This window comes from bacterium, from assembly GCA_036382775.1.
Classification (GTDB): domain Bacteria; phylum Hydrothermota; class Tepidihabitantia; order SM23-42; family JAOAFX01; genus DASVHD01.
The window spans coordinates 25195-49909 of sequence record DASVHD010000007.1 but is presented as its reverse complement, the minus strand read 5'-3'; the positions used below and the strand labels follow the sequence as shown (position 1 = coordinate 49909).

Annotated in this window: 25 protein-coding genes and 1 tRNA gene; 14 read left to right on the top strand and 12 right to left on the bottom strand. The window is 49.9% G+C overall.

The window, feature by feature from the left end; genetic code table 11:
- Position 1: 1 nt before the first annotated feature.
- The 5 genes from VF399_01515 to VF399_01495 all read right to left on the bottom strand — a co-directional run bounded on the left by VF399_01515 (position 2) and on the right by VF399_01495 (position 4314).
- Positions 2-502: a 4Fe-4S dicluster domain-containing protein gene (locus VF399_01515; protein ID HEX7319017.1), complete on the bottom strand. Its 501-nt coding sequence runs from the start codon at positions 500-502 to the stop codon at positions 2-4.
- A gap of 88 nt (positions 503-590) precedes the next feature.
- Positions 591-1382 carry a response regulator gene (locus VF399_01510; protein HEX7319016.1) on the bottom strand — a complete coding sequence of 264 codons (792 nt, stop codon included), beginning with the start codon at positions 1380-1382 and terminating at the stop codon, positions 591-593.
- Entirely contained in the window at positions 1379-2524 is a 1146-nt protein-coding gene (locus tag VF399_01505; GenBank protein ID HEX7319015.1) for a response regulator, read from the bottom strand. Before VF399_01505 ends, VF399_01510 begins: the two co-directional genes overlap by 4 nt.
- Positions 2521-2718 (bottom strand): hypothetical protein, encoded by a 198-nt coding sequence (locus tag VF399_01500; GenBank protein ID HEX7319014.1) that lies wholly within the window; start codon positions 2716-2718, stop codon positions 2521-2523. The genes VF399_01505 and VF399_01500 overlap by 4 nt, the downstream gene beginning before the upstream one ends.
- Positions 2719-2946: 228 nt before the next feature.
- Positions 2947-4314, bottom strand: coding sequence for a sigma-54 dependent transcriptional regulator (locus tag VF399_01495; GenBank protein ID HEX7319013.1), 1368 nt, complete (start codon positions 4312-4314; stop codon positions 2947-2949).
- 275 nt (positions 4315-4589) lie between these two features.
- Here VF399_01495 and VF399_01490 point away from each other — a divergent pair, with 275 nt between their 5' ends.
- The 13 genes from VF399_01490 to VF399_01430 all read left to right on the top strand — a co-directional run bounded on the left by VF399_01490 (position 4590) and on the right by VF399_01430 (position 18436).
- On the top strand, positions 4590-4886 hold the full coding sequence (locus tag VF399_01490) for a lipopolysaccharide assembly protein LapA domain-containing protein (protein ID HEX7319012.1): 297 nt from the start codon (positions 4590-4592) through the stop codon (positions 4884-4886).
- Positions 4883-6013: a tetratricopeptide repeat protein gene (locus VF399_01485; GenBank protein HEX7319011.1), complete on the top strand. Its 1131-nt coding sequence runs from the start codon at positions 4883-4885 to the stop codon at positions 6011-6013. The genes VF399_01490 and VF399_01485 overlap by 4 nt, the downstream gene beginning before the upstream one ends.
- Complete coding sequence (locus VF399_01480; protein ID HEX7319010.1) at positions 5968-6747, top strand: SPOR domain-containing protein; 780 nt, start codon at positions 5968-5970, stop codon at positions 6745-6747. The genes VF399_01485 and VF399_01480 overlap by 46 nt, the downstream gene beginning before the upstream one ends.
- Positions 6748-6898: 151 nt before the next feature.
- Positions 6899-9346: a DNA mismatch repair protein MutS gene (mutS, locus tag VF399_01475; GenBank protein ID HEX7319009.1), complete on the top strand. Its 2448-nt coding sequence runs from the start codon at positions 6899-6901 to the stop codon at positions 9344-9346.
- Positions 9347-9827: 481 nt separating this feature from the next.
- Entirely contained in the window at positions 9828-11417 is a 1590-nt protein-coding gene (locus VF399_01470) for a TonB family protein (GenBank protein ID HEX7319008.1), read from the top strand.
- Positions 11418-12761, top strand: coding sequence for a hypothetical protein (locus VF399_01465; protein HEX7319007.1), 1344 nt, complete (start codon positions 11418-11420; stop codon positions 12759-12761).
- A gap of 108 nt (positions 12762-12869) precedes the next feature.
- Positions 12870-13631, top strand: coding sequence for a YebC/PmpR family DNA-binding transcriptional regulator (locus VF399_01460; GenBank protein HEX7319006.1), 762 nt, complete (start codon positions 12870-12872; stop codon positions 13629-13631).
- Between the two features lie 72 nt (positions 13632-13703).
- Complete coding sequence (locus VF399_01455; protein ID HEX7319005.1) at positions 13704-14177, top strand: crossover junction endodeoxyribonuclease RuvC; 474 nt, start codon at positions 13704-13706, stop codon at positions 14175-14177.
- Positions 14178-14224: 47 nt separating this feature from the next.
- A complete protein-coding gene (ruvA, locus tag VF399_01450; GenBank protein ID HEX7319004.1) occupies positions 14225-14785 on the top strand; it encodes a Holliday junction branch migration protein RuvA in 561 nt (186 codons plus the stop codon).
- A gap of 10 nt (positions 14786-14795) precedes the next feature.
- Positions 14796-15818, top strand: a complete 1023-nt coding sequence (ruvB, locus tag VF399_01445) for a Holliday junction branch migration DNA helicase RuvB (protein HEX7319003.1) — start codon at positions 14796-14798, stop codon at positions 15816-15818.
- 183 nt (positions 15819-16001) lie between these two features.
- Positions 16002-16853, top strand: a complete 852-nt coding sequence (locus VF399_01440) for a hypothetical protein (protein HEX7319002.1) — start codon at positions 16002-16004, stop codon at positions 16851-16853.
- Between the two features lie 147 nt (positions 16854-17000).
- Positions 17001-17073, top strand: a tRNA-Ala gene (locus VF399_01435).
- A 139-nt stretch (positions 17074-17212) separates the two neighbouring features.
- Positions 17213-18436, top strand: coding sequence for a radical SAM protein (locus VF399_01430; protein ID HEX7319001.1), 1224 nt, complete (start codon positions 17213-17215; stop codon positions 18434-18436).
- A 4-nt stretch (positions 18437-18440) separates the two neighbouring features.
- On the opposite strand, the gene VF399_01425 is transcribed toward VF399_01430, so the two are convergent.
- The 4 genes from VF399_01425 to dacB are packed head-to-tail and all read right to left on the bottom strand — an operon-like array spanning position 18441 to position 21965.
- Entirely contained in the window at positions 18441-19313 is an 873-nt protein-coding gene (locus tag VF399_01425) for a membrane dipeptidase (GenBank protein ID HEX7319000.1), read from the bottom strand.
- Positions 19314-19317: 4 nt separating this feature from the next.
- On the bottom strand, positions 19318-20406 hold the full coding sequence (locus VF399_01420; GenBank protein ID HEX7318999.1) for a metallophosphoesterase family protein: 1089 nt from the start codon (positions 20404-20406) through the stop codon (positions 19318-19320).
- Between the two features lie 45 nt (positions 20407-20451).
- Complete coding sequence (locus tag VF399_01415) at positions 20452-20601, bottom strand: hypothetical protein (protein HEX7318998.1); 150 nt, start codon at positions 20599-20601, stop codon at positions 20452-20454.
- Entirely contained in the window at positions 20598-21965 is a 1368-nt protein-coding gene (gene dacB / locus VF399_01410; protein ID HEX7318997.1) for a D-alanyl-D-alanine carboxypeptidase/D-alanyl-D-alanine-endopeptidase, read from the bottom strand. Before dacB ends, VF399_01415 begins: the two co-directional genes overlap by 4 nt.
- Here dacB and VF399_01405 point away from each other — a divergent pair.
- The gene (locus VF399_01405) at positions 21964-22476 is read left to right on the top strand and encodes a hypothetical protein (GenBank protein ID HEX7318996.1); all 513 of its coding nucleotides are present in this window, start codon (positions 21964-21966) and stop codon (positions 22474-22476) included. The genes dacB and VF399_01405 overlap by 2 nt on opposite strands.
- A gap of 5 nt (positions 22477-22481) precedes the next feature.
- Here the strand turns inward: VF399_01405 and VF399_01400 are convergent, their stop codons facing one another.
- From VF399_01400 to VF399_01390, 3 genes are all read right to left on the bottom strand, one after another.
- Positions 22482-23723, bottom strand: coding sequence for an asparagine synthetase B (locus VF399_01400; protein HEX7318995.1), 1242 nt, complete (start codon positions 23721-23723; stop codon positions 22482-22484).
- An 87-nt stretch (positions 23724-23810) separates the two neighbouring features.
- On the bottom strand, positions 23811-24272 hold the full coding sequence (locus VF399_01395) for a PTS sugar transporter subunit IIA (GenBank protein ID HEX7318994.1): 462 nt from the start codon (positions 24270-24272) through the stop codon (positions 23811-23813).
- 22 nt (positions 24273-24294) lie between these two features.
- Positions 24295-24690 carry a hypothetical protein gene (locus VF399_01390; protein ID HEX7318993.1) on the bottom strand — a complete coding sequence of 132 codons (396 nt, stop codon included), beginning with the start codon at positions 24688-24690 and terminating at the stop codon, positions 24295-24297.
- Positions 24691-24715: the final 25 nt, after the last annotated feature.

Sequence of the window (24715 nt, the reverse complement as noted above, 5' to 3'; positions counted from 1 at the left end):
GTTAGGTTTTCCTCGCCAGGATCTTGTCCAATCCTGTGATTTCCAAAAGTTTGCGCGTGAATCCCTTGGTCTTTTCAACCTTTGGCAATCCGAACGAGACTCTTTTGTTGTTGTCGAACTCATCGATCTCATACAGGCGGCCGAATTGCTTTAAAAGCTCGACCTGTTGAACGAACGCGGGATGAATAAACCCTTCTTTTACGGCCATGTTCTTGATCGCGTTCATGACATCCGTGAACCGTACCCCCTGCGGGCACCGTTCTGAGCAAGAATAACAGGTTGAACAAAACCAGATGAAATCGTTCTTCAAAACCCGGTCTTTCATGCCCAGCAGGACCATCCTTATGATCTGCCGCGGATTATATCGCGTATCGATCTCTCGAATAGGACAGCTCGCCGTGCAGATGCCGCAAGCATAGCAGGCTTTTATATTCTCGCCGCCGGGTTCTTTTGCCACTTCATATTTGAAATTTGGTGTAACCGATTGTTCTTGGCTTTTCATGGTTTTCTCTTGGTCATTAGACCCAGCTTTCCATCGCATTCAATCCCCTTTCATCGAGATGCGCGTTGCCTTAATAGCGTGCTGCGGGCTATCTGAACATCAGGTGCTTTTCGATCTTCTTAAGCAGCGCCGGGATTTCGACCGGTTTATCAATAAAATCATCGGCGAGATGGTCGATCGCGATCTCCACGCCGTACTCCGGCCTGGAAAGCTGCTGTCCGATCGCGGTCAGCATGATTATCGGTATGGGGCGGGTCTGTTGGTTCTTGCGCAGTTCAAAGCACACCGTGTAACCGTCCTTGCCGGGCATTATAACATCCAGCACGATCAGGTCAGGCTTCTCGTATTTTGCCTTGGCAATGCCCTCGTCGCCGTCCTTAGCCGTGATGACCTCGAACCGGTGCGCGGCCAGGATCTGCCGCGTGGCTTCAAGAAAATCAGGATCGTCATCGACCAGCAGGATCTTCGGCATGCTGCGCTCCTGTTTGGGCGCGGTTTTAACCGTTGCTAGAAGACCACGCACTTTTTCCAGAATGACCTGAGGCGACGATGGTTTTTCAAGGTACGCGTCCGCCTTGTGCTGGGCAGCGATGTTCTCGGTATAACTGCCCGGTTTTGAACCCAGGGCGGTCATCAGCAGGATCGGTATCACTGAGTACTTGGGATCTTCCTTGAGCTCCCGGCAAATGGAGAAACCATTGATATCCGGCAGGATGACGTCCAGAACGATCAGGTCTGGGTTTTCCTTGTGGACCAAGTCGAGCCCGGTCCGGCCGTTCTTCGCCATCATAACCTCGTATCCTGCCTGTTCGAAAATAACCTTGTTGGCTTGACAAAAGTCATTGTCATCATCGATCAACAAGAGTTTCACTTTTTTCATGATGCGCTCCTTTCTGATACAATTTCATTTTTTTCACGTGCTTTAGGCAGAACAATGCTGAATGTGCTGCCCAGATCGAGCCGGCTCTTGATCTCCAGCCGGCCTCCATGGATATCCAGAATTTTTTTGGCGATCGCCAGACCAAGGCCGGAACCGGCAGCTAGACCCTCACGCTTGGTCCGGTAAAATTCATCGCCAACCCGGGCGAGTTCCTCGTCCGGTATCCCGATCCCGGTATCGGTGATGTCAATGATCACTGCGTCTGCAGTTTGCATTGTCTCGACCGATAAACGTCCCCCCTCGTGGTTATATTTAATACCGTTGCTCATGATGTTCGTGATCACCTCTTTTATCATTTCGCGGTCGCCAAATACGGTATTAATGTCAGCGCCGGCAGAGGACACGAGTTCGATTTTTTTTTCCGCGGCGAGTGGTTTTACGAGTTCCAGGGATTCTTCGATCACCGGCTTCAAGTTGAATTTTGTGAAGCTATCCCGAACATCCGTCTCCTCGATCCGGGCAAACTTCAGCCAGCGGTTGACTAGCAAAAGCAGTTCATTCAGCCGGATCTTCATCCGGGTGATCACCTTCTCTTGCTCCGGCGGCATCGTTCCCAGGATCCCGCCGCTCAGGACCTCAAGGTACTGGATAACCGCGACCAGCGGTGTTCTCAATTCATGCGAGACCAGCGATATGAAATTCTGCCGCATATGCTCTTTCTCATTTTTCAACCGCTCGGCTTCAACCGTGATCCGATGTTTCTCGACCGCCCGCCAGGTGATAATGGCCAATTCCTCAGGCGTGAACGGTTTGGGCAGGAATTCTAAAGCGCCATGCTTCATTGAATCGACGGCAGATTCTATGGTCGCGTAGCCGGTGATCACCACGGTGACGATGTTCTTGTCGATCCCCCTGATCCGGTCAAGCACTTCGAGCCCGCCCATACCCGGCATCTTCAGGTCAACGAAGACAACATCGGGTTTTGATCCCTTCATTTTTTCCAATCCGGCAATTCCGTTATTCGCGGTTACCACCTCATATCCTTCATCGGTCAGAATCTGAGCGCAGGCATCGCATATCACCGCCTCGTCATCGATGACCATGATCCGCGCTGGTTCGGTCTTATCCGTTCCCTGTATCACAGTGATGGTCCTTCTGGAGCATCGTTGTCTTCTTCTTTCCCGACGATATCCTGCATTTTCTTTTTCTTTTTATTTTCATAAAAATCTATAAATACCGGGCATTCATGATAATCGCTTTCGCATGGACTCGGTGTAACCAAGCGATTGCTTGGGAGCATTTTTTTTACTTCACATGCAGTACAATACTGCATCATGATCTCTTCTAAAAAAGGGCACTTCATAACATGATTATTTTATGCAAATTCTGTGCCAAGGGCATTAATAAAAAGTATCGTTTTTTCAAAACATTATGACGATTGATTATACATCAGAATATTTTCAATGTAAATTTTTTAAACAACATTGTAAAAGTATGTTTTTTCAACACTTTTTGTGTTGAAATTTTAAACTATGTATAATTATTCAACACGAACAAAATAATATTACTCAGCTGTTTTTTTTAATTGATACAACTTAATTTTATTATAAAGCGTCACTCGATTTATACCAAGGATCTCCGCAGATCTTTTTATATTCCAATTGTTCGAATTTAATACATTGCTAATATATGCTTTTTCAATGTCGTTCAGGGACTGACCTGATGGCACCTGAACAGTCGGAGCAGCGGATCTGATTATCTGAGCTACTTGCGCGGGCAGATCATTCACTGTTATCTCTGTGCTGCTTGTGACTACGATCGCGTGTTCGATCGTGTTTTCCAGTTCACGGACATTGCCCGGCCAGTGATACTCCATCAATACTTTCATGGCATCTTCTGATACGCGCAGACCTGGTTTGTTCGTCTCCACCGAGTACTTTGTGAAAAAATGTTCGATCAGGATCGGTATATCTTCCTTGCGTTCCCGTAGAGGAGGGATGGTTATAGTTATCACGTTTAGACGGTAGTAAAGATCTTCCCGAAATTGCCGGTTCGCGATCATTTCTTCGATGTTTTTATTGGTGGCCGCGATAATGCGGATATCGACCTTTATCAGCTCTTTTCCCCCGATCCTTCTGAACTCCCTTTCCTGTAAGAACCTTAAGAGGTCCACTTGTGTTTTGGGACTTATATCCCCGATCTCGTCCAGGAAGATCGTGCCTTTATCCGCCATTTCTATCCTACCCATGTGCTGTGTTGTAGCGCCGGTGAAAGCGCCTTTTTCATAACCGAATAGCTCGGCTTCGAGCAGGGTTTCCGGTATGGCTCCGCAGGCGGCAGCGATGAATGATTCATTATTCCTTAAACTGAGCCCGTGGATCGCACGCGCCACCAGTTCTTTTCCGGTGCCGCTTTCGCCGCGTATGAATACGGTGGATTTAGTCGGCGCTACGGTCTTTATCATTTCAAAGACCGCTGCCATCTTCGGGCTTTTTCCGATCAGATCGCGAACCCTGTAACGTCTGGTGAGTTCGCGCCTGAGCATGGTATTTTCCTTAACCAGGCGCTGGTGCTCGGTCAACCGTTCAATGATTATGCTGATCTCATCGGGGTTGAACGGCTTTACGACATAATCAACCGCGCCTTCTTTCATTGCCAGCACCGCGCTGTCAACCGACGCGAAAGCCGTTATGATCACGACCGGTAGCCCGGGTTTAATTTTTATTAGCTTACGCAAGACATCGATGCCGTTCACGCGGGGCATTTTCAGATCAACCAGAGCAAGGTCTATTTCATGATCGGTAGCAATGGACCAGGCGGTCTCGCCGTTCTCGGCCGTCATCACTTCATACCCCTCGGCCGCGAGCCAATCAGCCAGCGAGCTGCGTACCGCTTCCTCATCGTCGACGACCAGAATCTTGCCTTTTTTCATTATAATCCTGCTTCTGCCTTTTGAATTATAGAACACTGCATAAAGTTACGATAGTATATAAATTATTACGCTTATTGTCAATAATATCTACACCATCCCGCCTGCCTGCTTGACACGCCAAGGGTAATTCGTATACTCATTGACAAATTATGATAAAGAAGAAACCATGGCTGGTGATCGGCCCTGGGGTTTCATCCGCCCCTCGGTCAAACCATAGATATTGACAAACCCCGATTGGTTAATATAATGATTATATAATAAGGTAAGGAGGTTGGATGCGTTTTTTGGGACTGATATTCGTCATAGCGGTCATCGGTTTCATGAGCGGTTTTGTCGTCCTTAATTCAAATACCAATGTGGACCTCGATATTTTCGGGCAGAAAGTTCCCGGCGTACCGGTCGCCCTCGTCTGTTTTTATTCGTTTATCGCCGGCATGGTATTCATTCTTATTTTCGCCCTGGCCGATGAGATCCGGCTGCGCAACAGCCTGCATAATGTGAAAAAAGAGAACGAGAACATAAAGAAAGAGCTCGACGCCCTCAGAAACATGCCCTTCGAGGAAGAAAAATGACCGCGCTGATAATAATCATCATTGCCCTGGTTGCGTTTATCCTCTACCTGCTTTTTTACCCCAGCAAGAAAAAGATCTTCAGCCATCAGCCGTATCTTGAAGCGCTTGCTGCCCTGCTCGATAATAACGACGACCTGGCCGTGAAAAAGCTCAAGGAAGCGGTCTATATCGATACCAACCTGGTGGATGCGTACATCAAGCTCGGGAACCTGTATCGTAAAAAAGGCAACCCGCAGCGCGCGATCCAGATCCACCAATCCCTCACGGTCAGACCAACGCTCAAGAAAGATGAAGAAAAAAAGGTCTATTATGCCCTGGTCGATGACTATGTAGCGGACAAACGCCCGAACAAGGCGACCTCTTTTTTAAAGGAACTATTAAAGATCGATAAAAATGACCGGCAGGCGAGGACCATCCTGCTGAATATTTTGGAAGACATGGGAAATTTCGCGGATTGCATCGTAACATACGAAGAAGGCAGCCCGGAATTCAAGGACGAACGCCGCCGGGCTTTCTATTATGCGGCGATGGCAAACAACCGGGCAAAAGAACCGCCTGGTGACGAGCCAGTGGATGAGAAGGAGATCGCCAATCTGTACAAGAAAGCCCTGAAGATCTTCCCCGATTCCATTGCCGGGTTATACTATATGGCCGAATATATGAAAACCACCGGCGATTTAAAGAAAGTAAAAGATTACTGTCTCAAGCTCGTACACCGGTATCCGGATTTTACTTTCCTGGTCCAGCACAACCTGGAAAAAGTATTCTATGACCTTGGTTCATTCGACGAGATCGTCACCCTATATGAACGGATATTCAACCAGAATCCCAGGAACTTCACCGTGGGGTTCGCGCTGGCCGACCTCAACGAAAAAAAGAACGAGATCGAAGCAGCCAAGGATATTTTCCGCAAGTTGGGAGATATCTATCCCCGCAGCTTAAAGCCAAAATTACGCCTGCTCAAGCTCACCGCCGAAGACAAGCAGTTGAAGAGGGAGCTTACCGACATCGACAAATCCATAGCCGACACCAAATACCTCTGCAACGTATGCCATTTGGAAGCCGGCAAGTTCACCTTCATATGTCCACGCTGCCACTCGCTCGAATCATTGTATCCTGCGCTTTAATCGCCCTTATCCCGCTGGCCGCAGCAGGGCAGGATATTGACGAGGCGATAAAGCTTTTCAACGCTTTGCAGTTCGATAAGTCGCGGGTCATTTTTGAAGACATCGTAAGGGCCGGGACCGACGCGCGCATCGCCGAGGCCTATTATTACGTGGCGCGGCTCTCGATCAACCCGGACTCGCAGGCCTTTTATTATGGGAAGGTCGTGTCCGATTATCCCCAGTCCAGATACGCGGACATCGCATGTCTGGAGATAGCCAAGATCAATATCGGACGGGAAGCTTATAACAACGCGATCCTGTCCTTACAGGGCCTGATCAAGAATTACCCCGACACCAAGATCAAGGATGAATACCTGTTCTGGCTTGGTGTTTCATACATCGCGGTCGGTCAGAACGATCAGGGTGCCAAAGCCCTCAAAGAGCTGATCAGCAGCTGTCCAAAATCGGCATGGAGCGAGCGCGCCCGCAATATCATTGCCAGCCAGGAGCCCCTGGTGACCGCTGATTACTATACGGTTCAGGTCGGGTCCTACCGCAATATCGATAATGCGCGCAAATACGCCGAGACGCTCAAAGCCCAGGGAACAGAAGTCCAGGTCGTGGAAGCAGTGATCAAAGGAATAACCTATTATCGAGTATGGGTTGGGCGGTTTACCACGAAAGAAGAAGCCAAGGCATTTTCGACTAAGCTTGAATCCCAGGGCATAAAGGGAAATGTCGTTAAAGGGTATTAAACCCGCAACGGCAGTAAGAATTAAGCTGATCGCACCTATCCGAACATACCATATAATAACAATAATTAGTTAAATGGTTAAAAGGTTAAATGGTCAAATGGCAGGAGAATTTAACCAGTTACCAATTACCATTTAACCAAATCGCATAGCTATGCAGCTTACGCCAATGCTGGAGCAGTACCAGCAGATCAAAAATAAACATAAAGATACGCTCCTCTTATTCCGCGTAGGCGATTTCTACGAATTCTATTACGATGACGCGAAGACCGCGAGCACGTACCTGGGCATTACCCTGACCGCCAAGACCATTCACAAGGGTGTGAAAGTACCGCTTGCCGGCGTTCCCATCAAGGCGAGCGAGAACTACATCGCCAGACTGGTGAAGGCCGGTTTCAAAGTGGCGATCTGCGAGCAACTGGAACCGCCGGACAAGACAAAAAAACTGGTCGCACGGGACGTCATCGAGGTCATCACCCCGGGTACGATCCTCCGGCCTTCCCTCCTTGATGACAGCAAGCCGCTCGTGCTCGCCTGCTGCCTGCCCGATGAGAAACGCTGCGGCATCGCCTTCTGCGACATAACCAGCGGCGATTTTTCCTGCGGCGAGATCGATGCGGATCAGCTTAACGAGATCCTGGCGCGCAAAGAGGTCAAGGAGCTGATCGTTCCGGAAGGGATCGTTGTGAAAACAAGCATCCCCCTCACCCTGCTCGACGGCTATCATTTCATCACCGACATCGCGTACCAGAAACTGATCCAGCAGTTCAATGTCGTGACCCTCGACGGGTTCGGGATCGAGAACTTGAAACTCGGGATCAGCACTGCCGGCGCCATGCTCTATTATTTGCAGGAAAATCAGAAATCGACCCTGCCGCAGATCACTCGCATCTCGGTTTTCAACGCTTTTGATTCTTTGTATGTGGACAGCACTACGCGCCGGAACCTGGAACTGATCGAGAACGCGCACGGTGAAGAGACGAAGACCCTGTACTGGGCAATGGATAGCTGCCTGACACCGTTCGGCAAGCGGCTGCTGAGAAGCGACCTCCTGGCACCCTTGATCCTGCCGGACAAAATCAACGAGCGCCTTGACGGCGTTGAGGAACTTAAAAACAAAGAATTTTTAAGGAGCGAACTGCGACAGCTTTTCAAGGACCTGCGCGATGTCGAGCGCATCACGACCCGGCTTCTATGCCAGCGCGTACAGCCCAGGGAGATGGTCGCTTTAAAAGAATCGCTCTGCCAGTACCCGGTGATCAAGGGCTTGCTTGAAGCCGGCACGTCCAATATCGTCAGTTCGATCCACAAGGCGATCGAGGATTTCAAGGACGTGACCGAGCTGATCGAAAACACCATCGTGCCCGAACCGCCCGCAACACTGGATAATACCGGCGTGATAAAGGATGGCTGCTCGAGCGAACTCGATGAACTGCGGTCGATCGCCCGTGGCGGCAAGGACTGGCTCGTCAAACTGCAGAACGAAGAGCGGGAAAAAACCGGCATCGGTTCGCTCAAGGTGGCTTACAATTCGGTGTTCGGCTATTACATAGAGATCACCAAGACAAATCTCGATTCCGTACCCCAGCATTACATCCGCAAGCAGACGCTCGCGAATGCCGAGCGTTTCTACACTCCCGAGCTCAAAGAATTCGAAGAAAAGATCCTGCACGCCGAGGAAAAGATCAAAACTCTGGAGTACGAGATCTTCACCAAACTACGCGACCAGGTGGCTCAGCGCGGTGAAGCGATATTGAAAACGACCAGGGCGATCGCGCTTTTGGACCTGCTCCAGTGCTTTGCCGAGAACGCGTCGGTCAATAATTATGTAAGACCCGTGATAAACGAAGACGATAAGATCGTGATCACGGACGGGCGGCACCCGGTCGTCGAGAAGATCCTGGAAAAGGGCTCGTTCATACCCAATGACACGTACGTGGACCGCGGCCGGGATCAGATCCTGATCATTACGGGACCCAACATGGCCGGTAAATCGACGTATTTGCGCCAGGTCGCCCTGATCGCGATCATGGCGCAGGCCGGAAGTTTTGTCCCGGCAAAAAGCGCATTGATCGGCATCGTGGACAAGATCTTTACCCGGATCGGCGCCAGCGATGACATCTCGCGCGGGGTCAGCACGTTTTTGGCGGAGATGATGGAGACCGCAAATATCCTCCACAATATCTCCAACCAGAGCCTGGTCATCCTCGATGAAGTAGGGCGCGGCACATCGACCTATGACGGGCTGGCGCTCGCCTGGGCAGTGGTCGAGGAGCTCCACGCGAATAAAAAACCCAGAACCCTGTTCGCCACTCATTTTCACGAGCTGGTGCGCATCGAGGATTTCCTGCCCCACGTGAAAAACTACAACTGCCTGGTCAAGGAATGGGGCGACGAGATAATTTTCCTGCGCAAGCTCGCGCCCGGACCCAGCGACCGCTCGTACGGCATCCAGGTCGCGCGGCTCGCCGGTCTCCCCCAGTCGGTCATCAACCGAGCCAAAGAAGTCCTGCGCGATTTTGAAGAAGGCGAGATCTTCAGCGTCCGTAAACTCAAAAAAACCAAACTCTCCCAGTCCGACCTGTTCGTAGACAAACAGTAATAAACCATACACTTCCAGACTGTCTTGTTTTGTATGGTTTCAATCTATTGTTCGAGCGAGCAGACTGAGTCGAGAACCACCTTGCCGGTCATTGCAAGCACTCTTCCCTTTTGTCATTGCGAGGAATCCCGCGTCCTTGGTTTTCTACAATAAAAAACGGGAGACGAAGCAATCTCATCCTTACAGTTCCTTTCTGTCATTCCCGCCCCTTTTGTCATTCCCGCGAATGCGGGAATCCAGATACCCAAATCTTGGGCTCCTGATTTCTCAGGAGTGACAGAAGATATGACTCCGTCATTGCGAGCGATCTTTGTGCGCAACCTTATGAAAAAAAATGCTGGTGTCCCGAGGAACGAGGGGAAACAATCTCGGCTTTTTCCTGTTTATGCACATTTTCAGACTGTCTGGTTTTGTACGATTTTCTGACTTGACTTATTCCTATATCTGCTTATCATTTGATTAGGTAATCGAGGGTATAATTATGAAACCGTGTTTTATATTATTTTTCGCCATATCAATCGTGTTCGCACAAGAAAATTCTGTTAATGATACTACTTCACAGCCTGTAGATTCAGTCAGGTTGGAGGAAAAACTAAACCAGCTTGAACCGGCGATCCGATTACCATCGGATTCAATTGAGCTAAAAGAAAAATATAATCAAATCGAGCTGCCAAGTCCGAAACCTGTTGATCTTGATTCAAACACACCTCCTGTAATGAGCGACTCACATCCACCCACCCTCCTCGATGAACAGGGGGAGCCAATCAAGGAAGGCGAGTGCTTCATAAAAGCACTTATTGATCTCGATGGTTCTGTATTGGATATTAAAATTACAAAATCCAGCGGTTATCCTAAACTCGATTCTACTGCAATCGAATTGGTTCGCCAATGGAAATTTTACCCGGCGAAACAGAATGGCAAACCGGTTAGGGTGTGGATAGGCGCGCCGGTGAAGTTCAAACTAGACGATTCCGACGCACCTAAAGATACCCTTCATCAGTCTAAGGTCTCTACACTATCATCTTACGTACTGGAAAAAGCTATAGATTCATTGAAACTAGAGATTGAAAAGAAGTCCAATGAATGGAAATTATATTTCGATCTAGGAGTTGGTTACACTGCGATCAGCAATTATACTGATGCATTACAGGCATTCAACCGTGCTTTAGAATTGAAGGGCAATGACAATGCGATAAAATACAAAATCGCATTTCTATACTATTGTATGGATAGCTTCGAGATCGCTAAATATAAATTCGAAGAATTAATAAATGATTGCCCAGATAAAATCCGCCTTTACGAATGGATTATCGATCTCTACGCCATTCTTGACAATAGTGAAGAATTAATAACAACCTATGAAAAATACTGCAAAATCAACGACATATATACTTCTACAGGATTCGGCATGATCTATGCATTGGCAGGTGATTATAAAAACGCGATAAAATATTATCAAAAAACTATAGATGTAAGATATAACTCCCGGTTGATGATCGCCATGCTATATTTGAATAGTGGAGATTCTGCGAGTGCAGATGAGACCCTTAAACAATACATTCAAGCTATTATCGATTACTACAATAAGCATGACGACTTGGCATTGTTAAATAATAAAGCTGTAGCTTATTATCGTATGAGCAGGTCAAGTAGTGCCTTACAAGCAGCCGACGATCTCGTTGCCAAAAATCAGACAGATGGCGTAAATATATTTAATTGTGGTGTTTTCAAAATTGCAGCCGGCGATACGTCGGGATTAACTGATATCAGGCGTGCCTGTAGTTTTGATACTACAGGCTTTGTAAAAGCAGTTTACAAAGCGATGCTGGCGATTCGAACAGATTCGCTGGCAATAGCGGAGAGTCTCTTAAGTCAAACTGGAATACGCTATTTAACTACATCAGGAATGGCCAACGGTTTATTAGCATATTGTCTAGAAAAACGAGGAAAACGGTTATTAGCATATAAACATTGGATCAACTGTTATGGTTTGACGCCGTTGGGAACCGACGTCGAATCGATCCGTAGTTATATAATCAAATTTATTGAAACACTGAAGTATAAACAATAAATGACAGTGATATTGTTAATAGCGACTATATTATTCGCCCAGGCGCCGGATACGCTGTGGACAAGAACGTATGGCGGCGCAGGTCAGGATTCATGCTGGTCAGCTCAATATACTGCCGATCATGGTTTTATTCTGGCTGGCTGGACCGATTCATACGGAGCTGGTGGCCATGATTTCTATCTTGTTAAAACCGATTTACTTGGTGATACAGTTTGGACAAGAACCTTTGGTGGCACAGATGTTGATGAATGCCTTGCTGTAATACAAACATTCGATGGCGGTTATGTTGCCGGCGGACGCACCTTGTCTTTCGGTACGGATTACGATGTCTGGCTTATCAAAACTGATGCTCAGGGTGACACACAATGGACAAAGACGATCGGTGGTTCTGGATATGATATGTGCCGAGGTCTTTATCAAACGTCGGATTCAGGATTTATCCTTACTGGAACTACCAACTCTTATGGAGCTGATAGTTTTGATATATACTTGATAAGAACGGATAAAAATGGTGATGCACTATGGACAAAGACGTTTGGTGGTCCATTGAACGAGAATGGATATACAGTAACCCAAACAATTGATGGCGGATTTTTGATTGCAGGTTGGACTCAATCATTCGGTGCGGGCAACTATGACGCCTATATAATAAAAATTGATCCGTCCGGTGATAGTTTATGGTCATTTTTATGGGGAGGGACCAGTATGGACAAGGGATGTTCAGTTATAGAAGCCAATGACGGTAGTTACATGATCGCTGGATGGACCTATTCTTTTGGACCGGATGTTCAGAATGCCTATCTTTTGAAAATGACAACCACTGGGGATACTGTATGGACGAAATATTATGGCGATGATGTTTATTCCGTTGTTTATTCAGTGCAGAAGACAACCGACGGAGGATATATTCTTGCCGGCACGACTGGATCATCTAATCCAACAGCAGATGTGTATCTTGTAAAAACCGATTCAATGGGTGACATGCAATGGTCTACTCGGTATGGTGGGAATGGCCAGGATTGCGGTTGGTCTGCCGAACAAACTGATGACGGTAGCTATTATATTGCCGGCTGGACGGGGTCTTTTGGCTCTGGTGGTGCGGATTTTTACCTTGTTAGAACCGGTCTTGAACAAAATATCTTGGAAGACAAAAAAATATGTCCATATATTTCGTTAAATTTAAAAACTGCAATTTTTTGTAGTCCTCTTCGCTTACCGGCAGGCAAGACCTATCGGGTCTTTGACATCACTGGCCGGGCAGTTATGCCCAATATGCTAAAACCCGGCGTCTATTTCATCGAGATCGACGGAGTGATAACAGGCAAAGTCGTTAAAGTCAGATAGAAGCCATTAAGACTTGACATATGCGTATTTATGGTTACAATAATAAGGACAGTTTTAGCAACTATTGAATTAAACTATTGAGTTTTGAACTAAATAAAGGAGTGATTTATGTCAGGACATTCTAAATGGGCGAAAATTAAACGAAAAAAAATGGGCACGGACGCTGCCCGCGGCCGGATCTTCACGAAATTGATCAGGGAAATCACGATCATAGCGCGGCATGGGGGCGGTGATCCCGATGCTAATCCGCGCCTGCGGACCGCGATCGACGAAGCAAAGGCAGCCAACATGCCCAATGAAAACGTGGACCGCGCGATCAAGCGCGGGATCGGCGCGCTGGATGACGGTCTGACCCTTGAAGAAGTGACCTATGAGGGCTATGGGCCCAACGGAGTAGCCATCCTCATCGAGGTGGTGACCGACAACCGCAACCGCACGACCTCGGAAATAAAGCACATCCTTTCGCGTCACAACGGAACCCTGGGCAGCCAGGGATCGGTCGCGTGGCAGTTCCATGCCAAGGGTATTATTCAGGTGGACGCCAAGAAATATAACGAAGACACGGTGATCAGCCTGGCGCTCGACGGTGGCGCGGCAGACGTAAAGACCGAGGAAGACACTTACCAGATCATCACCCCTCCCGAGACCTTCAACAAGGTAAAAGAACTGCTTAAGAGCAACAAGATCGACATCGTCAGCAGCGAATTGTCAAAAATACCCCAAAACTATGTACCAGTATCAGACAAGGACGCGGAAAAGATCCTTAAACTCTTTGAGGCGCTGGATGAATTAGACGATGTCCAGCACGTCTACGGGAACTTTGACATCCCTGACGCGGTCATGGAAAAAATAACCAGCCAGGGCACATAGCCAGACCTGTGCACGTCTTAATCACTGTAATCAATCCTTTCATCACCGTAATCGAACTCACAAAGTGAGTTGATGAAGGTTCTTGGGATCGATCCCGGACTCACCGCAACCGGCTACAGTGTCATAGAAAACAATAACGTGATCGAAACCGGCACCATCCGTCCCCATCTCAAAGACAGCAATGAAAAGATATTCGAGATATGTAATGGGATCCAGCGGGCGATCGAGCGCAACAAGGTGTCATTTGCCGTGCTGGAGAAAGCCTTTTACGAAAAGAACGTATCGAGTTTAATGCGCGTTTCAGAACTCAGAGGCGCCCTTATTTTCATGCTGAAAAGCAATAATATCGATCTTTATGAATACACGCCCACCCAGATCAAACTAACCACGACCGGGAATGGCCGGGCATCAAAAGGGCAGGTAAGGTTCTTCATTGAACGGATCATGCGCCGGCCCAAGACAAAGACCTCAAACCATGCGATCGACGCCATCGCCATCGCCTATACGGGCTCAAAGAAGTCATCATGCAAACCAGTATCACTATGATCTTTCTTTATTATCTCTGCAATCATTACTAAGCAAGGCGAAGCATTGTGATCGGACGTCTCTCCGGAAAAATCATCGAACTTACACCCCCCTCGCTCATCCTCGATATCCATGGCGTGGGCTATCAGGTGTACATGCCGACATCCTCGTTCAAAGAACTGGTAGCCGGTCAGGAAATAACGCTTTTTACTAAATATATCATCAAGGAAGAGGAGGCGTTCATCTACGGCTTCATTGCCAAAGAAGACAAAGGGACTTTCGAGCAATTGATCTCGGTACCGGGGATCGGCCCCAAATCCGCGCTTACCCTTCTTTCCAATTTTAAACCCCAGGAGATAGCCCGCGCGATCGAAGAAGAGAACATAAGTCTCCTGGCTTCGGTCCCCAAGATCGGGCAAAAACTGGCAAGCAAGATCGTGCTGGAACTCAAGGGTAAACTGGAATTCACCAAAGAAGCATCGACCTTTAGCCAGGCCGTGAGCGCCCTGGTCGGCCTGGGATTGACCCGGGTCGAGGCGATAAACCGCCTGCGTCAGCTCCCCGACAGCCAGAACCTGTCCGTGGAAGAAATGATCAAGCTGGCATTAAGAAATAAGCCCGCGCAATGAGAGATAAACCATGACAATCGACGGTGAACGCACAACCACGGGCGGACTCCTCGCCGGTGAAGAGATCTATGAGCTAACCTTAAGGCCTAAAAAACTGACTGATTTCGTTGGTCAGAAAAACACCGTGGAAAACCTGAAGGTATTCATCCAGGCCGCGAAGAAAAGAAAAGAACCGCTCGAACATACCCTGCTATTCGGCCCACCCGGTCTCGGCAAAACAACGCTCGCTCACATCATCGCCGAGGAGATGGACGTGAACATCTACCCCACCTCCGGGCCGATAATGGAGCGTCCGTTCGACCTTGCCGGCATTGTCAGTAATTTGAAGCGCGGGGACGTCCTGTTCATTGATGAAGTGCATCGGATCAACCGCGCCGTCGAGGAATACCTGTACCCGGCCCTGGAAGACTTCTGCCTGGACGTTATGCAGGACAAGGGCATGGGCGCGCAGGTCATCCGGCTTAAGCTCGAACATTTTACGATGATCGGCGCGACGACCAGGTCAGGTCTGCTCTCATCGGCCCTGCGTTCGCGCTTTGGCATAAATTTCCGGCTGGACTACTACCCGGCCGAGGACCTTAACTATATTATCAAGCGTTCGGCAAAGATCCTCGATATCAAGATCGATAATCCGGCGGCGATGGAGCTGGCAAGACGCGCGCGCGGCACGCCCAGGATCGCCAACCGCCTGCTCAGAAGGGTACGAGATTTCGCCCAGGTCAAGGGCAAGGAAATGATCGACGTTGAGATCTGTGATTACGCCCTGAAAAAACTGGAAGTCGACACGCGGGGCCTTGATGACATGGATAAGAAAATCATCAAGACAATAATTGAAAAATTTCAGGGCGGTCCGGTAGGCGTCAACAACCTGGCGGTCGCGGTGGGCGAGGACGCCCAGACCATCGAAGAGGTTTTCGAGCCGTTCCTGATAATGGAAGGATTCATCAAGAGGACACCGCGCGGCCGGGAAGCGACCGCGCTCGCCTACGAGCATTTCGGCATAAAAAAGAGCCCGGGTCCGCTGTTCCGATAATACACAATCTTAATCGTATCTTGTTAAGCCTTTGCTGTCATTCCTGCCCCGTATCGGAGTACGGGATAAACTCCAGCAGGAATCCAATCAGATCTAAAAGTACACTGGATTCCGTATCTAGCACGGAATGACAATGTTTATGGTTTTGTGTTGACATTTAGCCCCCCATATGTATAATTCCGTATGAAAAAAATATTGATAGTTTTCGCAGGAATTTTATGTCTATGCTGGGCTGATCAGACGCGCATGAACACGCTCATGGCTGGAGATTACATCGACGATCCGGTGAATATCTCCATTTTTCCGCAGCATATACCGCTGTATCAGAACTGCCTATACGGCGATATTTTCACTGGTCTGGATGATTTCGGACTGATCATCTCGCCCAAGACCGAAATCGGCGGTCTGGCGGTCTGGAACAACGGCGATCTCAACATCGGCTATGGTGTGACCGTGAAACGCTTCGACATTGGCCTGTACATGTCGCCGGTCAAGGACCACACGGCATACGGTTTTGGTATTGGCCGTGCCCATTTTGAGTCGCGTGGCGATGTCTCGTTCTTCATGTCCGACGCGGTAGACGCGAAATACTTCACTATCAATGCACGGTGCCTAAAACGCAAACTCGATTTTGTCATCATTCCCCGCTACACTTACGGTAATTACAGCGAACCAATGGAATACCAGAACCATCGCGGAGGGCTGATGATCCAGAGGCTCATCCTCAACGAGGGATTCATCTACCTCGCCGGCGATTATTCTTTCTACACGATCGGCAATATCAGCGATACGACCGGCATCTACGCTGGTCTGGAACTTCCCTTGAGCCGTCTTATATTGCTGCGCCTGGGCTGCAGGGAATTGTTCACAATGGACGATGGTTTTGTTCCTGCAGGAATAGCTGTCGAACCGGGCATATGCTTCCGCGTACGGGAATTCAACCTTGATTTTCACATTAACAAAGACCGGCTGTTCGATAAAGAGCTGACCTTTGTTAACTCGTTCGGCCTGGACTTAAATTTCGCGAAATTTTAATCAAGCACAGCCTGCCGGTCCTGACAGCGCAGGTAAAATATTTAATGCTAAATGAGTGAGACAGAACGCGGGGGGATTAAAGGTATCCATGAGGTTTTTGGATTGTCTAAAAACCGAATGGATAAAAGGGGGGCTCTGCCCCTCTTTGGGGGTGTAGCTCAGCTGGGAGAGCAATGGGTTTGCAACTCATAGGTCAGCGGTTCGACTCCGCTCACCTCCATTTCCCCTCACCCCAGCCATATCCTCTCCCTTAAAGGGAGAGGATATAGGTGAGGGCTTGATTACAGAGATATAGAACAAAGATTACGGCGACAAAAAATACAATTTTGAATCCATGTGATATTGCTAAAAAAGAGGATATGAATAAGCATAAAGAACAACAGACACAAAAAATCCATTTTGTCGAAGATGACAGCATTTTGATCCACGTGACGATAACGGGTCGCTGCAACGCCCGGTGCGAGGGCTGTATCAACAGCACGATAACCAATACTCACGCGCCGGGCCAGCCGCGGGACTCGATCACAACATTCCAGGAAGCTGATCCCGAACGCGATACCGCGATGATACAAAACCTGGCCTTGCGTTCTCCAGAACGCATGGTCACGGTCTGTTTTTACGGCGGAGAACCCCTGCTTGCGCCGGACAAAATGGAAAAGATCCGGGTCCGGCTCGACTCCTCTTCGATAAAAAACCGCCTGCGTTATATGATCTATACCAATGGCGAGTTCATTGAACAAACCCTGCGCCGATATCCCGACCTGATCTTGAAGACCTGGCTGATGTCCATTTCCATAGATGGCGACGCCGCGCAGCATAACCGCGTGAGACCCGGCACCGATCTGCGGCGCATGACCGAGAACCTTAATGCGCTGCGCAACGGAGCATCCTACAAGGGTCACGTGCTCATGTGGTCGACCCTGCGCGAGGGCCAGTCGCTTGGCCGCTGCTTTGATGAATTCATGAGACTGCATGAAAAGAGCCTGGTCGACCACTGGTTCTGGCATTGGGTCGAGATCAGGGAACCCTTTAATGATATCGATCAGTACTGCCTGCAGTACAAAGAAGATCTTACCGGTATAATGGACGCCTTCGCTGGCAAGCTTGAAACCGGCATCATCCTGCCGATCGCCCACATCAACGAACTGACGCTTTATCTGCTGACCGGCAAGGAACGCGGACACACTTGCTGCGGCGTGGAACTGGGCCGCAATTTTGACCTTGTCGACGGCACCGTGAGGATGTGCGTTGACTTTCCCCCGGAAACCGGACTTGGCGATATCAATGATGAAACCAACGTTTTCAAGCGCCGCGACCTCTTGGCTCTTACCGAATACACGAATGACCTCGGGTGCAGCAAATGCGGTGTGTACTTTTATTGCGGCGGCCGCTGCCCGGTCCAGGCGATCTATGGCGGCCTGGCGCGGACCCGGCAGTACTGCCGGGTCATGCGCCTGCATGTCGGAACGGTAAAGAAATACTTACCACGGATCAAAGCCGCGATGGCAGCGCGCAAAATTTCTTTGCAGGACCTTTACGACCGTTCCGCGTTCATAACGCGGTATACCGATGTGATCCCTTAGAAAATTACACTTTTTTTAATAACCGAAGAAAGTTGCTGCTGAAAAAACCTTCAATGACGCGATCGTTATAGCCTTTGTTTTTCGCCTCCGAGGCGATGGATTGTACTTCTGCCGGGTCGGCGAGCACGGCGTCATCGATGCCGTCAAAATCGCTGCCAAAAGCCGGTACGTGCTCGCCAAAGTTCGTCTTTAAATAATCGATGTGCTCAAGTGGCGTCCCGGTTCCCAGGTGATAGCGGGAAATGTTAATGCCCACAACACCCCTCCGGTCCGCGATCGAGCGCACTGCCTGATCATCGATATTTCTTAAAAAAAAGGGATTGAATACCCGGAGACAGGAATGGCTGGCGATCACTTTGCCTTCGTAACGCTCGCATATATCCTGCACTGTCCTGGTCGAAGCGTGGGAAACGTCAATGATCGCATCCAATGACGCCAGTACTTTCAACAGGTCCCTGCCGCGCGCGGTCAGGCCCTTGTTGTCGCTCTCGAGCGCCGAATGCGCCAGGCGGTTGGAATTGTTCCACGTGATGGTGAAAACGCGAGCGCCCATCTCAAACAGAATTTCGACCTGTTTTGAATTCCGGTCAAAAATATGGCCGCCTTCAACACCCAGGAGAATATTAAGACGGGAAGCCTCAAAATCCCCGTAATTCCTCATCAGGAAAACGTCGGGCAGACCATTGAGGTACTCCAGCGTCGAGGTCAACAGTTTCACAGCGTCGACAAAAGGCTGCTTTGATCCGGGCTCGACGAAATGCGCAAACACGGCCCCGCAATAGCCGTTATTTTTCAGCGTCGCCGTGTTCACGTGGCCAGATTTATGCTCGTGGATCTTTAAAGGGGTGTCGCAATGCAGGTCAAAGACCGGCGGCATGCGGCTATTTTTCCAGACGTAACGAATCGATGATCTGGCCCTCGGCAGTGATCGTTTCAAGGGCAAGTTTATTGCGCATTATCTTTATCCGGCACAGGTGGTGGATGCTCTGGGCGAACGCCGTCCACTCGCTCCGGCCCACCTCATACAATGGCGCGCCACCGCCGCCAATGATCATGTAAATGACGTTGTTGATAGGCGTCATCCGTTCGTAGTGATGGTCATGCCCCGAAAAAACCATGTCGACGCCGTACTTTTCGAACAACGAGCACCAGGCATCCCTGACGTCTTTCTGGCTGCCGTGGCTGCCGGCTGAATACGGCGGACGATGGAAGATAACGAAGATCCAATCGATAAGCGGGTCGTCGTCAGCCTTGATCAGGTCGTTGCGCAGCCAGTCTCCCTGAGCCCCCCTCATTTCATGCTGGGTGTCAAGAAATATCATATGGATATTGGCAAAATTCACCGAATAGAAGTACTCGGCATCCGGCAGGCTGAACAGCGTGTCGTACTGCCAGTACGGATTTTCATGGTTACCCGGAACCGGCATGTAAACGGTACTGGCAAGCAGCTCATCGGTCGTGTTGAAAAAAGTCACCCAGTCCGGAGTACTGGCTCCGCTTTTCACCAAGTCCCCGGTGTTGATGACGAACCGCGGACTGCATTCCAGGATGCGGTCGACCACGGCCTGATGCGCTGCAGAATCGCTCCGCGTATCTCCGTAGATCACGAAATCAAATGAATCCTGGTCTAAGGGGAAAGTGCGGAAAGTCCGGATATCGCCGTCCGGGATGATCCGATAGTAGTACCAGTGCCCTGGCCTGAGATCTGCCAGCCGCACATGGTGGTACGTAGTGACCTCGCTCAGCCAGACCGTATCCTCAAGCTGCGATGATCCGTAAGCCACTCGAGAAGATTCGGGAACCGCCGTATTCCAGTTAACCCACATTGAAGTGGTGGGTGAAGACGTCGGGGTCAGATAAGGACCGCTGTTAAAGGGCTGGAATCCCGGCATCAGGAGCGTAGGTATCTGGCCCGACAAAAGGGTGGCGGAAAAGATGGTGATCACGGCCGCAGTTAAAATCGTCTTCATGCGTTTTAGTATAACATAAAAAAAATCAAAGTCAATAATATCCGGTTACCGGACCATGAACCTGTACAGCACGTAGATGACCGCGATCGTTACGATGATGCCGACGCCGACAAACCTTAAAGGCCGGTAGTGTTTTCTCCGGACAAAATACTTTCTTTCGACCGCGGTCCGTCTCGACGTAAAGCTTAGGCTCACGGCTGCGCCCTCAGGTACTCGGCCAGGGCACTGATGATCCCCTCCTGAATGGTCATGATCTTCTGGAGCCCGCACGTGTAATTGTTGAACATCAGCGAAAAACAGCAGTCGATGCCATTCACACTCAGGTAACCGCTCAGGCATGAGACCGCGTGAATGGAGCCGGTCTTGGCGTGCAGCGAATCCTTGAAACCGTTAAAGCGGTACTCCAGCGTGCCGTTGCCCGGGGAAGCGAGCGATCGATAGTAACAATTGAACAGGCTGTCATGATACATGTGCTGAAGGACGCGCGCGATATCAACGGGCGCGATCAGGTTATGTTTGGAAAGCCCCGAACCATCCCATAATGAAACCTTAGTCGTTTCGATATTGCAGCTCGTGAGGAATTTCTTGACCGCCGAGATGCCGCCGACAAAACTCCCGGTTTTCATTTTTTCGGCGCCCATGGTCTTAACGAGGATCTCCGCGTAGAGATTCTCGCTTTCCTGGTTGGTCTCCTGCACGATCGTGTCCAGCGAAGCCGACACCACCGAGTCCAGCATTATTACGATCGTGCTGTCCAGGACCACGGTGTTGTTCCTTATGACCGAGCCGCGTATCGCGATCCCCATGGCGGTAAGCTTTTCCTTGAGCAATACGCCGGTAAACAGCGCCGGGTCTTTGACTGACACGTCAATGTCGCGCTGCCGGCGGATACTTACCGCGCCGTCGACGTAGATGACATTGGCTTCCGGTTTCCGGTATATGATAATGCTGTCATTGCCTTCTTTCGTCCTCATCTGACTGACCAGCTTCACGTAGTTTGTCTGCGGTTCAAAGGTCACGTCCGCGAATTCGCCGACCTTGGTCGGCCGCATGATCACGTTAACGCAATTTTTGTTGATAGACAGCGCCGATATCTCCGCGGCGTATTTTGCGTCCAGGTAATGCCAGGACCAGCCGACCGGCAGACGTTCGTCCACGAAATAGTTGTCCACCACCACGACATTGCCCTTGACCGAAGCTATGCCATACTGCTTCAGGATCAAAAAAAAACGGTCCAGGCAATCAAGCCCGAGCGTGGGATCCCCGCCGCCGATCAGCATCAGGTCGCCGTCGAGTTCGGCGCCATTAAGCTTTCCCTGGTAGCCCAGCCGCGTCTTGAACCGGAAATCCCTGCCCAGCAATGACAGCGCCGCCGCGGTCGTGACGAGCTTCATGTTGGATGCCGGGATCAGAACTTTATTGCTATTGTAACTATACAGGACCCTGTCATTATCAAGACGCCGGATATAAATACCATAGTAAGCGTTTGACAATTCGGGCTGTTCCAGGATCGAGTCAAAGGACAGCGCACTGACGATAAAGAACAGGACGATCGGCATGGCCTTATTTCACCTTGAAGATCTCACTTTTGTTTTTCCGGCAGTGACACAGACCCTTGTTGAGGTTCTTGCCGCATACCGGGCACAGACCAAGGCAGCCGTCCTGGCAAACGGGCGCCACAGGCAGGGTAAAGATAATCGTCTCCCTGATGCCAACGCCTGCGTCCAGGAAAAAACCATCGTAGTAAACACAGTCTATTTCACCCGGCATCAATTCTACTTTTTCGGTCCTGGAAAAATGGTCGCTCCCCTTGACATATTCGAGGTGCAGTTTTCCGCGAAACTCTTTGCGCAACCGGTCCAGACATCGCACGCATTCCATGCCCGCGGTGAAGCGCACGTCAAACCGGGCCAGGATGCCCAACGTGGTCTTGGTCAGCTTGACCTTGGCGCTGATCGCCTGGAGATCAACACCATCAAGGCATTCGATCCCCAGCTCGGCCGGAACAACCTCCTGGTATTCCAGCTCCAGGTCATCTTCGATCTCGGTCTGCGGGACATGGAATCTTGACCGGTTTATGTTTTCAACTCCTTTTTCCGTGCCGCAGGGAACAGCACGTTATTCAGGATCAAGCGGTAACCAGGCGAATTCTTATAATTCCGCAGGTCGGTGGGCGGGTCGTTCACCATATGCTGATAGTCCTCGGGATCGTGACCCGCGAGATACGTGAACGTGCCCTTCTCGTAGCTGCCGTGGAGGTATTTAACCTCTTCGGTCCCGGACACGTCGGCGAGGATCACGACCGATTGTTTCACGGTGGTCCGGCGGAACCCCGAGCACTGACCCAGGAATTCCTTGACCAGGGCAGTGTGGTCCTGTACCAGCATGCATGGGACCGGGTCGAACTTCGCGGAGAAATCGAACAGCGATATATAGGTGTTTGGTCCCCGCGCCTGCGCTTCGTAGTGGCAGTCGATGCTCGAGTGCTCGTAGACCAGCGGATCGAGCATCACCTGGTAGTTCTCGAACGCCAGACCCCGCTTGTAGTCAAGCTTCGCGTTCGCGTTATTATCGAAAGGATCGCCGTCGAAGACATTGTGGCAAATATCGGTATTCTGCGCGGCCAGCCCGACATCGTAGGTGTCGCACGCCGAGCACATGGAAAAAATGAACCCGCCGTTCCTGATATAATCCTTTATGGCCAGCGCGACCGCCAGTTTCAAGCCGGACACTTTTGTAAAACCCAATTTCTTTGCCATGTCCTCGTTCGTCTTGACCTCTTGCACATACCATTCCACATTATGGTAGGTCCCGTAGAATTTGCCGTACTGCCCGGTGAAGTCCTCGTGGTGCAGATGCAGCCAGTCATACTTATCGAGCTTCCCCTTCAGTACGTCCTCGTCCCAGACATGGTCGTAGGGAATACCGGCGTATTCAAGCGCCAGGGTGACCGCGTCATCCCATGGTTCGAAATTATCAGGGATGTAGACCGCGATCTCCGGCGCTTTTTCCAGTATGACGGTCTCCATGTTGTTGTCTTCGATGGTCCGGTAGATATCCAGCACGTTCCCCGGCGGTACGATCTCCCATTTGACCCCGGCGATACCGCAATCGACCTCGGTCTTGGGATCGTAGTCCATGAGAAAAGAACCGCTGCGATAGTTCAGCAGCCATTCGACACTCTGCCCCGATTCCAGCGCGCGGTATGCGACGCCGTACGCTTTCAAATGGTCGGTCTGCGTCAGGTCCATGGGAATGAGGATCTTGTTTGCAGAAAGAGAACACAATAATGCCGCGACTAAAACTGCAATGCGCATTACTGATCTTTTCGGTTTATCAAACATCCCAACCTCAACTTGCCAACTATTCCTATTTCCTAACTTAAACCCTGTTTCTATCCTTGATTATTCTTCGTTCTTCCTTATGATCTCAAGCACATCATTGGACGCCGGCGCGTTCAGCAGCTGATCCCGCACCAACGGCCGCCGCAGCAACCTTGAGAGTTTGGCCAGGGTCATGATGTATTCGCTCTTTTTGTTCTCGGGCGACGCGATGAGAAAGATGATATGAGACGGTTTCCCGTCGATCGCCGAAAAATCGACCCCTGCCGATGACCGCGCGAACACGAGCACCAGATCTTCGACCGCGTCGGTGCGCGCATGCGGTATCGCAATGCCCTCACCGATGCCGGTCGACTCAAGGTTCTCGCGCTTGGCCAGAGCGTTGAACAGCTTATCATGATCCTTGGCGATCTTCCCCTTGACCATTAGTTCTACGAGTTCATGGAGCGCGGCCAATTTCTCCTTTGAGTGTATATCCATCACAACGCCTTCCGGTTTTAAGAAGTTGGATAACTTCAGGTCCATTACACCCCCTTACCTAGTTATTTCATAACCCGATAACCGGTACGTTTGCCGAAATGAAGACTTTCTTGGTCTCTTCACGTCTTCGCATCAAGAGCATCTGAATGTCATACGCTTCCACAAATTTTTTTATCGCTTTCAGAACCTGGCCCTCTTCAAGATGGAGCGATGTCCTGACACCATGATCAACTGCCTCATCCTCGACCAGATAAAGCATTTCCCATCCTTCCTCTTCGATCCGCTGCCTGATCGTATCCACTTTTTCGTGGGTGAGGGTCGCGAGCTTGGAAATACGGCTGTCCTCCAGAACGAACAGGACAAATAACTGGCTTTTGAACATCTTGCATACCTGGACCACCTGCGAAAATATCTTCTGGTCGCCGTGATCGACCAGGTATAGTAAAACCTTCGATATTTCCATTCTCGAAGCCAACCTATCTTCCATT

Coding starts and splice junctions, on each gene's coding strand:
- VF399_01490 (HEX7319012.1), top strand. CDS start 4,590: ATGCGTTTTTTGGGACTGATATTCGTCATAGCGGTCATCGGTTTCATG.
- VF399_01405 (HEX7318996.1), top strand. CDS start 21,964: ATGGCCTTATTTCACCTTGAAGATCTCACTTTTGTTTTTCCGGCAGTG.
- VF399_01430 (HEX7319001.1), top strand. CDS start 17,213: ATGAATAAGCATAAAGAACAACAGACACAAAAAATCCATTTTGTCGAA.
- VF399_01420 (HEX7318999.1), bottom strand. CDS start 20,406: ATGAAGACGATTTTAACTGCGGCCGTGATCACCATCTTTTCCGCCACC.
- VF399_01510 (HEX7319016.1), bottom strand. CDS start 1,382: ATGAAAAAAGTGAAACTCTTGTTGATCGATGATGACAATGACTTTTGT.
- VF399_01515 (HEX7319017.1), bottom strand. CDS start 502: ATGAAAAGCCAAGAACAATCGGTTACACCAAATTTCAAATATGAAGTG.
- VF399_01495 (HEX7319013.1), bottom strand. CDS start 4,314: ATGAAAAAAGGCAAGATTCTGGTCGTCGACGATGAGGAAGCGGTACGC.
- VF399_01460 (HEX7319006.1), top strand. CDS start 12,870: ATGTCAGGACATTCTAAATGGGCGAAAATTAAACGAAAAAAAATGGGC.
- VF399_01425 (HEX7319000.1), bottom strand. CDS start 19,313: ATGCCGCCGGTCTTTGACCTGCATTGCGACACCCCTTTAAAGATCCAC.
- ruvB (HEX7319003.1), top strand. CDS start 14,796: ATGACAATCGACGGTGAACGCACAACCACGGGCGGACTCCTCGCCGGT.
- VF399_01500 (HEX7319014.1), bottom strand. CDS start 2,718: ATGATGCAGTATTGTACTGCATGTGAAGTAAAAAAAATGCTCCCAAGC.
- VF399_01465 (HEX7319007.1), top strand. CDS start 11,418: ATGACAGTGATATTGTTAATAGCGACTATATTATTCGCCCAGGCGCCG.
- VF399_01470 (HEX7319008.1), top strand. CDS start 9,828: ATGAAACCGTGTTTTATATTATTTTTCGCCATATCAATCGTGTTCGCA.
- VF399_01400 (HEX7318995.1), bottom strand. CDS start 23,723: ATGCGCATTGCAGTTTTAGTCGCGGCATTATTGTGTTCTCTTTCTGCA.
- VF399_01390 (HEX7318993.1), bottom strand. CDS start 24,690: ATGGAAATATCGAAGGTTTTACTATACCTGGTCGATCACGGCGACCAG.
- dacB (HEX7318997.1), bottom strand. CDS start 21,965: ATGCCGATCGTCCTGTTCTTTATCGTCAGTGCGCTGTCCTTTGACTCG.
- mutS (HEX7319009.1), top strand. CDS start 6,899: ATGCAGCTTACGCCAATGCTGGAGCAGTACCAGCAGATCAAAAATAAA.
- VF399_01395 (HEX7318994.1), bottom strand. CDS start 24,272: ATGGACCTGAAGTTATCCAACTTCTTAAAACCGGAAGGCGTTGTGATG.
- VF399_01485 (HEX7319011.1), top strand. CDS start 4,883: ATGACCGCGCTGATAATAATCATCATTGCCCTGGTTGCGTTTATCCTC.
- VF399_01455 (HEX7319005.1), top strand. CDS start 13,704: ATGAAGGTTCTTGGGATCGATCCCGGACTCACCGCAACCGGCTACAGT.
- VF399_01440 (HEX7319002.1), top strand. CDS start 16,002: ATGAAAAAAATATTGATAGTTTTCGCAGGAATTTTATGTCTATGCTGG.
- VF399_01480 (HEX7319010.1), top strand. CDS start 5,968: ATGTCCACGCTGCCACTCGCTCGAATCATTGTATCCTGCGCTTTAATC.